Source organism: Staphylococcus sp. mip270_02 (genome assembly GCF_054031535.1).
In genome coordinates this window covers 2,892,948-2,905,987 of sequence record NZ_CM132934.1, presented here as the reverse complement: position 1 = coordinate 2,905,987, position 13,040 = coordinate 2,892,948, and the positions used below count along the sequence as shown (strand labels likewise).

The 13,040-nt window shown below is 35.9% G+C and carries 15 protein-coding genes and 1 other annotated feature; all 15 genes read left to right on the top strand.

What is annotated here, in order from left to right:
• Positions 1 to 12 precede the first annotated feature (12 nt).
• The 15 genes from cysE (at position 13) to rpoB (ending at position 13,026) form a co-directional block, all read left to right on the top strand.
• Complete coding sequence (gene cysE, locus ACW5YJ_RS13955; RefSeq protein WP_017723047.1) at positions 13 to 663, top strand: serine O-acetyltransferase; 651 nt, start codon at positions 13 to 15, stop codon at positions 661 to 663.
• On the top strand, positions 647 to 2,047 hold the full coding sequence (cysS, locus tag ACW5YJ_RS13950) for a cysteine--tRNA ligase (protein ID WP_107551129.1): 1,401 nt from the start codon (positions 647 to 649) through the stop codon (positions 2,045 to 2,047). The genes cysE and cysS overlap by 17 nt, the downstream gene beginning before the upstream one ends.
• 40 nt (positions 2,048 to 2,087) lie before the next feature.
• Entirely contained in the window at positions 2,088 to 2,435 is a 348-nt protein-coding gene (locus tag ACW5YJ_RS13945; protein ID WP_153672470.1) for a Mini-ribonuclease 3, read from the top strand.
• Between the two features lie 7 nt (positions 2,436 to 2,442).
• Positions 2,443 to 3,192 carry a 23S rRNA (guanosine(2251)-2'-O)-methyltransferase RlmB gene (rlmB, locus tag ACW5YJ_RS13940; RefSeq protein ID WP_017723044.1) on the top strand — a complete coding sequence of 250 codons (750 nt, stop codon included), beginning with the start codon at positions 2,443 to 2,445 and terminating at the stop codon, positions 3,190 to 3,192.
• Positions 3,189 to 3,713 carry an NYN domain-containing protein gene (locus ACW5YJ_RS13935; protein ID WP_017723043.1) on the top strand — a complete coding sequence of 175 codons (525 nt, stop codon included), beginning with the start codon at positions 3,189 to 3,191 and terminating at the stop codon, positions 3,711 to 3,713. Before rlmB ends, ACW5YJ_RS13935 begins: the two co-directional genes overlap by 4 nt.
• Before the next feature lie 72 nt (positions 3,714 to 3,785).
• Positions 3,786 to 4,361, top strand: a complete 576-nt coding sequence (locus tag ACW5YJ_RS13930; RefSeq protein ID WP_171916762.1) for a sigma-70 family RNA polymerase sigma factor — start codon at positions 3,786 to 3,788, stop codon at positions 4,359 to 4,361.
• A gap of 113 nt (positions 4,362 to 4,474) precedes the next feature.
• Positions 4,475 to 4,618 carry a 50S ribosomal protein L33 gene (gene rpmG, locus ACW5YJ_RS13925; RefSeq protein ID WP_080619644.1) on the top strand — a complete coding sequence of 48 codons (144 nt, stop codon included), beginning with the start codon at positions 4,475 to 4,477 and terminating at the stop codon, positions 4,616 to 4,618.
• Between the two features lie 130 nt (positions 4,619 to 4,748).
• Positions 4,749 to 4,928 (top strand): preprotein translocase subunit SecE, encoded by a 180-nt coding sequence (gene secE, locus ACW5YJ_RS13920; RefSeq protein ID WP_002484168.1) that lies wholly within the window; start codon positions 4,749 to 4,751, stop codon positions 4,926 to 4,928.
• Between the two features lie 14 nt (positions 4,929 to 4,942).
• Positions 4,943 to 5,491 (top strand): transcription termination/antitermination protein NusG, encoded by a 549-nt coding sequence (nusG, locus tag ACW5YJ_RS13915; protein ID WP_017723041.1) that lies wholly within the window; start codon positions 4,943 to 4,945, stop codon positions 5,489 to 5,491.
• A gap of 331 nt (positions 5,492 to 5,822) precedes the next feature.
• Entirely contained in the window at positions 5,823 to 6,245 is a 423-nt protein-coding gene (gene rplK, locus ACW5YJ_RS13910) for a 50S ribosomal protein L11 (RefSeq protein ID WP_017723040.1), read from the top strand.
• A gap of 228 nt (positions 6,246 to 6,473) precedes the next feature.
• Positions 6,474 to 7,169 (top strand): 50S ribosomal protein L1, encoded by a 696-nt coding sequence (rplA, locus tag ACW5YJ_RS13905; protein WP_017723039.1) that lies wholly within the window; start codon positions 6,474 to 6,476, stop codon positions 7,167 to 7,169.
• An 87-nt stretch (positions 7,170 to 7,256) separates the two neighbouring features.
• Positions 7,257 to 7,404 (top strand) — a sequence feature (ribosomal protein L10 leader region).
• Between the two features lie 76 nt (positions 7,405 to 7,480).
• Entirely contained in the window at positions 7,481 to 7,990 is a 510-nt protein-coding gene (gene rplJ, locus ACW5YJ_RS13900; protein ID WP_017723038.1) for a 50S ribosomal protein L10, read from the top strand.
• 41 nt (positions 7,991 to 8,031) lie between these two features.
• Positions 8,032 to 8,400, top strand: a complete 369-nt coding sequence (gene rplL / locus ACW5YJ_RS13895; RefSeq protein WP_017723037.1) for a 50S ribosomal protein L7/L12 — start codon at positions 8,032 to 8,034, stop codon at positions 8,398 to 8,400.
• Between the two features lie 267 nt (positions 8,401 to 8,667).
• Positions 8,668 to 9,276, top strand: a complete 609-nt coding sequence (locus ACW5YJ_RS13890; protein ID WP_457338295.1) for a class I SAM-dependent methyltransferase — start codon at positions 8,668 to 8,670, stop codon at positions 9,274 to 9,276.
• Between the two features lie 198 nt (positions 9,277 to 9,474).
• A complete protein-coding gene (rpoB, locus tag ACW5YJ_RS13885) occupies positions 9,475 to 13,026 on the top strand; it encodes a DNA-directed RNA polymerase subunit beta (protein WP_017723035.1) in 3,552 nt (1,183 codons plus the stop codon).
• Positions 13,027 to 13,040 lie beyond the last annotated feature (14 nt).

The following is a 13,040-nucleotide window of genomic DNA, read 5'->3' as shown; positions in this document are numbered from 1 at the left end:
GAGGTAGCAACCTTGTTTAAATTTTTAAGAAGAATTAAAGATGATGTGAATATGGTGTTTGAACAAGACCCAGCTGCGCGTACTACGTTAGAAGTTATTACATCTTATGCAGGTGTACATGCGGTTTGGAGCCATTTGATTGCACATGAACTGTATAAAAAGAAAAAGTATGTTTTGGCTAGGCTTATTTCTCAAGTTACACGTTTTTTTACAGGTATTGAGATACATCCAGGTGCCCAAATCGGTAGACGTTTGTTTATTGATCACGGTATGGGTGTAGTCATTGGAGAGACATGTCGTATTGGTGATAATGTAACGATTTATCAAGGAGTTACTTTAGGTGGAACTGGTAAAGAGAAAGGGAAACGCCACCCAGATATCGGTGATAATGTATTAATTGCTGCAGGCGCAAAAGTGCTTGGTAATATAACAATTAATGCTAACGTGAATATTGGGGCTAATTCAGTAGTATTAAATTCAGTGCCAAGTTATTCAACTGTAGTAGGTATACCAGGACATATCGTGAAACAAGATGGCAGACGTATCGGGAAAACGTTTGACCACCGTAATTTACCGGACCCAATTTACGAGCAATTAAAAGAATTAGAAAAACAACTTGAGAAAACAAGAAATGGAGAGATTCAAGATGATTACATTATATAATACATTAACACGTCAAAAAGAGACGTTCGAGCCTATTGAACCAGGTAAAGTGAAAATGTATGTTTGTGGACCGACAGTGTATAATTACATCCATATTGGTAATGCAAGACCAGCAATAAACTATGACGTAGTAAGAAGATATTTTGAATATCAAGGCTATGAAGTCATTTATGTATCTAACTTCACTGATGTGGATGACAAGTTAATCAAGCGTTCTAAGGAGCTAGATGAATCAGTTGAAACGATCGCGGATCGTTACATCAAAGCGTTTTATGAAGATGTAGGTGCTTTAAATGTAAAAAAAGCGACATCAAATCCACGTGTAATGAATCACATGGACGAAATAATCAAGTTTATAAAAGAACTTGTAGATGAAGGCAATGCATATGAAAGCGCTGGCGATGTTTACTTTAGAACGCGGAAATTTGAAGATTACGGCAAATTAAGTCATCAGTCACTTAATGACCTAAAAGTGGGTGCACGTATTGAACAAGGTGAACAGAAAGAAGATGCGTTAGATTTCACATTATGGAAAAAGGCTAAACCAGGTGAAATCAGCTGGGACAGCCCGTTTGGAGAAGGTAGACCAGGCTGGCACATCGAATGTTCAGTTATGGCATATCATGAACTAGGTGCGACAATTGATATCCACGCAGGCGGAACGGATTTACAATTCCCTCACCACGAAAATGAAATTGCGCAGTCAGAAGCACATAACCATGCACCTTTCGCTAATTATTGGATGCATAACGGATTCATTAATATAGATAATGAAAAGATGAGTAAGTCGTTAGGTAATTTTGTATTAGTGCATGACATTATTAAACAAATTGACCCAGACGTTCTACGCTTTTTCATGATTAGTGTGCATTATAGAAGTCCTATTAATTATAATATGGAACTTGTAGAAGCTGCGAAAAGTGGCTTGGAACGTGTGCGTAATAGTTATCAAGCTATTGAAGAACGTGAAGCAATTGCAACAGATGTGGAAGATCAATCTGCTTACATTACTGAAATTGACAATATTTTAAAGCAATTTGAAACTGTGATGAACGATGACTTTAATACTGCAAATGCGATTACAGCATGGTATGATTTAGCGAAATTAGCTAACAAATATGTGTTAGAAAACACTACTTCGATAAAAGTCTTAGCGCATTTTAAAGAAGTGTACCAAATATTTAGCGACGTGCTTGGCATTCCACTAAAAGATAAGGCAAGTGACGAATTGTTAGATGAGCAAGTTGAAGCTTTAATTGAAGAACGAAACAATGCTCGTAAAGAAAAAGACTTTGCACGTGCTGATGAAATTCGAGATCAATTAAAAGCACAAAACATTATACTAGAAGACACGGCTCAGGGTGTGAGATTTAAACGTGGCTAATATTGATAATAAACTATTAAATCCACTAACACTTGCCTACATGGGTGATGCAGTTTTAGATCAACACGTAAGGGAATATATCGTACTAAAATTAAAAGCAAAACCTAATCGATTGCATCAAGAAGCAAAACGTTATGTCTCTGCTAAAAGTCAGGCTCAAACGCTTGAATTTTTAATGGAAAATAATTGGTTTACTGAAGATGAATTAGATATTGTTCGTCGAGGCAGAAACGCTAAAAGTTATACCAAAGCTAAAAATACAGATATACAAACATATAGAAAAAGTTCGGGCTTAGAAGCAGTCATTGGCTATTTATATTTAGAAAAAGAACAAGAGCGTTTGACGGCTTTATTGGAAAGAGTCGTACAAAATGTAAACGAAAGGTAGTGATAATATGGAAGAGATCGTAATCGTTGGGCGACATGCTGTAAAAGAAGCAATCGTTTCAGGCCATACAATTAATAAAATTTTAATTCAAGATACTATCAAAAAAGGCCAAATCAATGAAATTTTAAAAAAAGCAAATAGTAGAAAAATCATAGTTCAATCAGTACCGAAATCGAAAATAGATGGATTATCTGATTCTCCTCACCAAGGGATAGCGGCTTATATCGCACCATATGAATATGCAGATTTTGATGCGTTTTTAGAAAAGCAAAAAACTCAAGATAAGCTATCTACGGTATTAATATTAGACGGTTTAGAGGACCCACATAATTTAGGTTCTATCTTGAGAACGGCAGATGCATCAGGTGTTGATGGTGTCATCATACCTAAGAGACGTTCAGTAGCGTTAACGCAAACTGTCGCTAAAGCATCTACTGGTGCCATTCAGCATATACCAGTTATGCGAGTGACAAATTTAGCTAATACAATTGAAACATTAAAAGACAATGGCTATTGGGTCGTAGGTACAGAAGCGGATAATTCTACAGACTATAGAGAAATGGATGTAGCAATGCCGTTAGCAATCGTTATTGGTAGTGAAGGCCAAGGTATGAGTCGTTTAGTTAAAGATAAATGTGATTTTTACATTAACATTCCGATGGTTGGACATGTAAATAGCTTAAATGCCTCAGTAGCGGCAAGTTTAATGATGTACGAGGTATTTCGTAAACGTAACAACATTGGAGATAAGGTATGAAGGATAGGTACTTAATCATTGATGGATATAATATGATTGGTTATTCTCAGGAATTGAGCCGCATTGCGCAAGATAATCTTGAGGAGGCACGTGAACAATTACTTATAGCGATAGCAAACTATAACGCAGTGATTGCAGATGAAGTCGTCTGTGTTTTTGATGCTTATGAGCAATCGGGTGCCCATTCTGAATATATGTATCACGGCGTTAAAACGATATTCACAAAAGAAAAAGAAACGGCAGATAGCTATATTGAACGCTATGTGTATGATTTGTATGACAAACATACTAGACACATTACAGTTGTTACGAGTGATATGAGTGAGCAACATGCGATATTTGGCGCTGGAGCATATCGTGTGTCTTCAAGAGAGATGTGGAGAGACTTAAGAGAAAATGAAGTGTCTGTATCTAAAAAATTAGATGGCTTTAATGAACAAAAACCACGAACTAGGATAGAACTTTCAAATGAGATTTTAGAAGAATTTGAAAAACTTAGACGTGGAGACAATCATCAATAAAATTATTGTCCACTTGATTTTTGGAGCATAGTCGCTGTATCCTATCTTTACTTTTGAAGAAAGGAAGCTACTATGTTAGAACCAAACAATCATGAATTCACAGCCTCAAAAAACGCAGAACTAAATATTTTTGAAAAGCATGATTTACCTAAAATATTTACAGCACTTATACCTTTAATACGTAAAAGGTTAAAACATTTTTCTATTCATCCAAATGATCAAGAAGATTTGTGCCAAGAGGTGCTGATAAAACTTTTTCAAGCGTTTAGACATTTTGACTTTAAAAGTGCTATACCAATTGAACATTATGTGAATCGTGTTATTAAAAATGTAAAAAATGACTATATTCGTAAGAAGTTCTATGGTTATGAAAGGCAAACATTATTGATTAACGAGTTTATAGTGTCCTACAATAATAGTAAAATGGAGTGTCCTATAGACAAGCATCTCCTAGCTATAGAAGTAGGAGAATATATCCAACGATGTGTGTTAAACTTAACTAAGTTGGAACAAGTGGTTGTCATTTACTTATTGAAAGATTATAAGCCAAAAGAAATTGCAGAATTATTAAATGTACCGAAGAAAGTAGTTTACAATGCGATACATCGTTGTAAAATAAAATTAAGATACCTTCTAGATGATTATTAATTAGCGCTATTCAAAGGGTTGTATGGCGTGAATTGGTACGCGATTGACGATTGACAATTGACTTAGATGTTATGTATAGTAGATTGGTATTATAATGAGTAAGGGGAAGTCTAATGAAAAAAGTGCCATTAACTTGCGAAGTATGTGGTAGTAGAAATTATAACGTTCCCAAACAAAGCAATCTTGCATCTAGATTAGAATTGAAAAAGTTTTGTTCGAGATGTAATGCACATACAATGCACAAGGAATCAAAATAATATAACGACATATGAAAGTTCACGATTGAGTAAATATGCCCTTCCATTTAAGTTGAGAGTATTGTATTTGCTTGATTTGTTGTATGGAATAAGCAAATAAGGAATAACGAAATATACGGAGGTCTTATAAATGGCTAAAAAAGAAAATTTCTTCCAAGGCGTAAAGTCAGAAATGGAAAAGACAAGTTGGCCAACGAAAGAAGAATTGTTTAAATACACAGTCATTGTTGTAGCTACAGTAGTATTTTTCTTAGTGTTCTTCTATGCCTTAGACTTAGGAATTGGTAGAATTATAGAATTAATTAAATAGATAGGAGTGACGACATGTCTGAAGAAGTTGGCGCTAAGCGTTGGTATGCTGTGCATACTTATTCTGGTTATGAGAATAAAGTTAAAAAGAATTTAGAAAAACGTGTTGAATCTATGAATATGACTGAAAAAATATTCAGAGTTGTTATACCAGAAGAAGAAGAGACACAAGTTAAAGATGGTAAAGCCAAAACATTAAGTAAAAAAACTTTCCCTGGTTATGTGTTAGTCGAATTAATTATGACTGATGAATCATGGTATATAGTAAGAAATACACCTGGTGTAACAGGATTTGTTGGTTCAGCTGGTGCTGGATCAAAACCTAATCCATTACTTCCAGAAGAAGCACGTTTCATTCTTAAACAAATGGGCATGAAAGAGAAAACAATTGATGTCCAAGTTGAATTAGGTGAGCAAGTGAGAATTAAATCAGGTCCGTTTGCTAACCAAGTTGGAGAAATTCAAGAAATTGAAACCGATAAATTCAAACTCACTGTTCTTGTAGACATGTTTGGTAGAGAAACACCAGTAGAAGTGGAATTTGATCAAGTAGAGAAATTATAAAGGTATATATGTGTTATAGCATTTATATAAGTAATGCTAGATTTGCTAAAGCAAGAAGTATTACTTTGCATGCATTAAGAACCCCTAATCATTAAAATGATAAAATTAGAGGAACGCCTGAGCGAGGCTCATGCATTAAGAACCCCTAATCATTAAAATGATAAGGGGTTCTATAAAAAAACTTACATTTTACCATTGCTTTACGTAATGAATTAATGTTATAATACTGTGGTCGCGCTCATAGAGCGTTCATTTCGTCACGAAATGTAGAAGAGTGGGAGGACAAAACTCAGTCCTGTGACCACATCACGATATCAAGGAGGTGCACATCGTGGCTAAAAAAGTAGAAAAAGTAGTTAAATTACAAATTCCTGCAGGGAAAGCAAATCCAGCACCACCAGTTGGTCCAGCATTAGGTCAAGCGGGTGTGAATATTATGGGATTCTGTAAGGAATTCAACGCACGTACACAAGAAGACGCAGGTTTAATCATCCCGGTAGAAATCAGTGTTTATGAAGATCGTTCATTTACATTTATTACAAAAACACCACCGGCTCCAGTATTACTTAAAAAAGCAGCAGGCGTTGAAAAAGGTTCAGGCGAACCTAATAAAAACAAAGTTGCTACAGTAACTAAAGATCAAGTACGTGAAATTGCGAACCAAAAAATGCAAGATTTAAACGCTTCAGACGAAGAAGCGGCAGTTCGTATCATTGAAGGTACTGCTCGTAGTATGGGAATCACAGTTCAATAATAAAAACATTAATGAATATATAGATTGACGATAGAAGCAGATGACAGAAATGACAAACATGATGACAGCGTTCAATATTGTCGTAATATGAGGGAAAATGTCATTTATTAAGGAATTTAATTCTAAGATAAAACATAATTTATACCTCTCTGTTATCTGCTCTTAACTTGTGAAAGCAAGTAAATGTGGGAGGAAATTCCGCTAAAACCACTAAAGGAGGAACATGAAATGGCTAAAAAAAGCAAAAGATATCAAGAAGCAGCTAGCAAAATCGATCGCTTAAAACATTACGATGTACAAGAAGCTGTTGAACTAGCTAAAGAAACAAACATTGCTAACTTTGACGCATCAGTTGAAGTAGCATTCCGTTTAGGTATTGATACACGTAAAAATGACCAACAAATCCGTGGAGCAGTAGTGCTACCAAACGGTACTGGTAAATCACAACGTGTATTAGTGTTCGCTAAAGGAGAAAAAGCAGCTGAAGCAGAAGCAGCAGGTGCAGATTTCGTTGGCGAAGGCGAATATGTAGAAAAAATCCAACAAGGTTGGTTTGATTTTGACGTAGTAGTAGCTACACCAGACATGATGGGTGAAGTTGGTAAACTTGGTCGTGTATTAGGACCTAAAGGTTTAATGCCAAACCCTAAAACTGGAACAGTAACTATGGACGTTAAAAAAGCAGTTGAAGAAATCAAAGCTGGTAAAGTAGAGTACCGTGCTGAGAAATCAGGTATTGTTCACGCATCAATTGGTAAAACATCATTTGATACAGACAAACTTGTTGAAAACTTCAGAGCTTTACAAGACGTATTAACTAAAGCAAAACCTGCTTCAGCTAAAGGTACGTACTTCAAATCTATTGCTGTAACTACAACAATGGGTCCTGGAGTTAAAGTTGATACTTCAAGCATCAAACTTTAATCTATTAAAATAAAAGTTATTTAGGCTGAAAGTTTATGCTTTCAGCCTTTAAAAAATATTGACATAGTACATTAATTTAGTTATATTGGTTAATGTATTATTTTACCTAAGACAGTAGGAGTTATTAATAACTTAAAATTAAATCCTACCGAGGCTAAAATTGACTTGAACGTGAAGAATTTAGATCTTTCAAGCACTTTTTGCCACGGGTAGAAAGTGCTTTTTTTATTGAGTAATGTCAAGCGAATATGGTTCGTTAATGATTACTTCAAAATTAAAAGCACCAAACTAAAATCTATGGAGGTGTCTAAATGTCTGCTATCATCGATGCAAAAAAACAAGAAGTTGATATTATTGCTGAACAACTTAAAAACTCAGTATCTACAGTTATCGTTGACTATCGTGGTCTAAGCGTTGCTGAAGTAACTGAATTACGTTCACAATTACGTGAAGCTGGTGTTGAGTACAAAGTTTACAAAAACACTATGGTTCGCCGTGCAGCAGAAAAAGCTGGTATCGACGGTTTAGATGAATTCTTAGTAGGTCCTACTGCAGTTGCTACTTCAACAGAAGATGTTGTTGCTCCAGCAAAAGTTATCGCAGGATTTGCAAAAGAACATCAAGCATTAGAAATTAAAACAGGTGTTATGGAAGGCAACGTTATTTCTGCAGAAGAAGTTAACACTGTTGGTACATTACCATCACACGACGGTCTTGTTTCTATGCTATTATCAGTATTACAAGCTCCAGTACGCAACTTCGCTTATGCGGTCAAAGCTGTTGGAGAAGAGAAAGAATCTAAAGAAGAAAGCGCTGAATAATTGCGCATAAACTAATTAAAATTAATGGAGGAATATTAAAAATGGCTAATCAAGAACAAATCATTGAAGCGATTAAAGAAATGTCAGTTTTAGAATTAAACGACTTAGTAAAAGCAATTGAAGAAGAATTTGGTGTAACTGCAGCAGCTCCAGTAGCAGCAGCAGGCGCAGCTGGTGGCGGAGACGCTGAAGCTGAAAAAACTGATTTCGATGTTGAATTAACTTCAGCTGGATCATCAAAAATCAAAGTCGTTAAAGCTGTTAAAGAAGCTACTGGCTTAGGATTAAAAGATGCTAAAGAATTAGTTGACGGAGCTCCTAAAGTAGTTAAAGAAGCTTTACCTAAAGAAGAAGCTGAACAACTTAAAGAAACATTAGAAGAAGCTGGCGCTACAGTAGAATTAAAATAATTTCTGCTGGATAACAGTTGATAATTATATATGGAAGATAGTTCTTGTAGCTTAATACATTAACTACTTCGGTACGTTAATATTAAGCGTATCATAGACTATCTGAAATCTTTGAGAAATGAAAACCCCGTTATTACTATAACGGGGTTTTATCTTATTTTATCTATTGCCTATTTTCAATATTTAAATTAAGGCTTTGAAGTCGAAATTTAAAATATTTGGGTATATTATTAATCTAAGACGAATTAGATTAAAAGAGGTGTAGTCATGAGTCATTATTATGATGAAAATCCTGAAGTAGAAAGTGAAGAATCGCTTTTTACGTACTCCTACGATAACCATGATTTAGAACTTGTAACAGATGCTGGTGTATTTTCAAAAGGGAAAATAGATTTTGGATCTGATTTACTAGTGAAAACTTTTTTGAAAACATATCCCCCTGGTCCTACAAAAAATATCATAGATGTTGGTTGTGGCTATGGCCCTATCGGTTTAATGATTGCGAAAGTTTCCCCACACCACGAAGTGACAATGGTTGATGTGAATCAACGCGCGCTAAATTTATCAAAAAAAAATAAAAAAAGAAACCGTATAGACAATGTTGAGGTTAAAGAAAGTGATGGTTTATCACAAGTAGAAGACGGCACGTATGACTTTGTACTTACTAATCCGCCGATTAGAGCGGGGAAAGAAGTTGTACATCGCATTTTGGAAGAAGCTTATGTTAAATTAAAACTTGATGGTGAACTTTTTGTAGTAATTCAAAAAAAGCAAGGTATGCCATCTGCAAAGAAAAAAATGCAAGACACATTCGATAACGTTGAAGTATTAGAAAAAAGCAAAGGCTATTACATTTTAAGAAGTGTAAAAGGTTGATTAACTAGCTGTATTCTGATATAGTAATAGAATGTAAAAAATTATGTTCAATAAGTGTGTACTTTTACGTATAAATTAACAATGTATATAAGGTGAAATAGAAAATGGTGTCATAAGTATGCTACCGTTTTCTTTTTGTCTAATTATATTTGTTGATTTACTAAAAGTAAACACGCAATTTTTGAGGGGTGAATCTGTTTGGCAGGTCAATTTGTCCAATATGGAAGACATCGTAAACGTAGAAACTATGCGAGGATTTCAGAGGTATTAGAATTACCGAATTTAATTGAGATTCAAACTAAGTCTTACGATTGGTTCTTAGAAGAAGGTTTATTAGAAATGTTTAGAGACATTTCACCGATTGAAGATTTCACAGGCAATCTATCTTTAGAGTTTGTAGATTATAGACTCGGAGAACCGAAATATGATTTAGAAGAATCAAAAAACCGTGATACAACGTATTCTGCACCTCTACGTGTTAAAGTGCGTTTAATTATCAAAGAAACTGGCGAAGTAAAAGAACAAGAAGTGTTTATGGGTGATTTCCCATTAATGACAGATACAGGTACATTCGTAATTAACGGTGCTGAACGTGTTATAGTATCACAATTAGTTCGTTCACCATCCGTATACTTCAATGAAAAACTAGATAAAAACGGCCGTACAAACTTCGACGCAACAATTATTCCTAACCGTGGTGCATGGTTAGAATATGAAACTGATGCTAAAGATGTTGTATATGTACGTATTGATAGAACTAGAAAGTTACCATTAACAGTATTATTGCGTGCTTTAGGTTTTTCTACTGATCAAGAAATCGTTGATCTTTTAGGTGAAAATGAGTATTTACGTAATACGTTAGAGAAAGATGGTACAGAAAACACAGATCAAGCGCTATTAGAAATCTATGAGCGTTTACGCCCTGGCGAACCACCTACAGTTGAAAATGCTAAGAGTCTTTTATACTCACGTTTCTTCGATCCGAAACGTTATGACTTAGCAAGTGTAGGTCGTTATAAAGCAAACAAAAAACTTCATTTAAAACATCGCTTGTTTAATCAGAAATTAGCAGAACCAATTGTTAATTCAGAAACAGGTGAAATTGTAGCTGAAGAAGGTACAGTACTTGATCGTCGTAATTTAGATGAAATCATGGATGTACTAGAATCAAACGCTAACAGTGAAGTCTTTGAATTAGAAGGTACAGTAATTGATGAACCTGTTGAGATTCAATCAATTAAAGTTTATGTACCTAATGATGAAGAAGGACGTACAACAACAGTGATTGGTAATGCATTCCCTGATTCAGAAGTGAAATGTATTACTCCAGCAGACATTATTTCATCAATGTCATACTTCTTTAACTTATTAAGTGGTATTGGTTTCACAGATGATATTGACCACCTTGGTAACCGTCGTCTACGTTCAGTAGGTGAATTGTTACAAAACCAATTCCGTATTGGTTTATCAAGAATGGAGCGTGTGGTACGTGAAAGAATGTCTATTCAAGACACAGATTCTGTAACGCCACAACAATTAATCAATATACGTCCTGTTATTGCATCTATTAAAGAGTTCTTTGGTAGTTCACAATTATCACAATTCATGGACCAAGCTAACCCATTAGCAGAGTTAACGCACAAACGTCGTTTATCTGCTCTAGGACCTGGTGGTTTAACACGTGAACGTGCTCAAATGGAAGTACGTGACGTTCACTATTCTCACTATGGTCGTATGTGTCCAATCGAAACACCTGAGGGACCAAACATTGGACTTATCAACTCATTGTCTAGTTATGCACGTGTGAATGAATTTGGTTTCATTGAAACACCGTATCGTAAAGTAGACCTTGAAACAAACAGCATTACTGAGCAAATCGATTACTTAACAGCTGATGAAGAGGATAGCTATGTGGTAGCACAAGCCAACTCTAAATTAGATGAAAATGGCCGTTTCTTAGATGATGAAGTTGTTTGTCGTTTCCGTGGTAATAACACAGTTATGGCTAAAGAAAAAATGGATTACATGGATGTTTCGCCAAAACAAGTTGTTTCTGCTGCGACAGCATGTATTCCTTTCTTAGAAAACGATGACTCTAACCGTGCATTGATGGGTGCAAACATGCAACGTCAAGCAGTGCCATTGATGAACCCTGAATCACCATTTGTTGGTACAGGTATGGAGCACGTGGCAGCACGTGACTCTGGTGCAGCAATTGTTGCAAAACGTAAAGGTCGCGTTGAGCACGTTGAATCTAATGAAATCCTTGTTCGTCAACTTATCGAAGAAGATGGTCAAGAATATGAAGGCGAATTAGATCGCTATCCATTAGCTAAGTTCAAACGTTCAAACACTGGTACATGTTATAACCAAAGACCTATCGTTGCTTCTGGTGACGTAGTGACAAGAGGCGAAATTTTAGCTGACGGTCCATCTATGGAACTTGGTGAAATGGCATTAGGTAGAAACGTAGTTGTTGGTTTCATGACTTGGGACGGTTACAACTATGAGGATGCCGTGATCATGAGTGAACGCCTAGTTAAAGATGACGTATATACTTCTATCCATATTGAAGAGTATGAATCAGAAGCACGTGATACTAAACTAGGACCTGAAGAAATCACACGTGATATTCCAAATGTTTCAGATAGTGCGCTTAAAAACTTAGATGACCGTGGTATTGTATACGTCGGCGCTGAAGTTAATGATGGAGACATCTTAGTAGGTAAAGTAACGCCTAAAGGTGTAACAGAGTTAACTGCCGAAGAACGTTTATTACACGCAATCTTTGGTGAAAAAGCACGTGAAGTCCGTGATACATCATTACGCGTACCTCATGGTGCAGGTGGTATTGTTCTAGATGTTAAAGTCTTTAACCGTGAAGAAGGAGATGACACGTTATCTCCAGGTGTTAACCAATTAGTTCGTGTTTATATCGTTCAAAAACGTAAAATTCACGTAGGAGATAAGATGTGTGGTCGTCATGGTAACAAGGGTGTAATTTCAAAACTTGTTCCTGAAGAAGACATGCCGTATCTACCAGACGGTACACCAATTGATATCATGTTGAACCCTCTAGGTGTACCATCACGTATGAATATCGGACAAGTATTAGAGCTACACTTAGGTATGGCTGCTAAAAACTTAGGTATCCATGTTGCATCACCAGTATTTGATGGTGCGAGTGATGAAGACGTATGGTCAACAATCGAAGAAGCTGGTATGGCTCGTGACGGAAAAACCGTATTATACGATGGACGTACTGGTGAACCATTCGATAACAGAATTTCAGTCGGCGTTATGTACATGTTGAAACTAGCACACATGGTTGACGATAAATTACATGCGCGTTCAACTGGACCATACTCATTAGTAACGCAACAACCGCTTGGTGGTAAAGCACAATTCGGTGGACAACGTTTCGGTGAGATGGAAGTATGGGCACTTGAAGCTTACGGTGCTGCATATACACTTCAAGAAATTTTAACTTACAAATCAGATGATACAGTAGGTCGTGTTAAGACATACGAATCTATTGTTAAAGGTGAAAACATCACTAAACCTGGAGTTCCAGAATCATTCCGAGTATTGATGAAAGAATTACAAAGTTTAGGTCTAGACGTTAAAATCATGGACGAGCATGACAATGAAATTGACATGCAAGACAATGAAGATGATGATGTCGTTGAGCGTAAAGTGGATCTTCAACAAAAAGATGCACCGCAATCACAAAAAGAAGTTACAGACTAAATGCATTTAAGTTT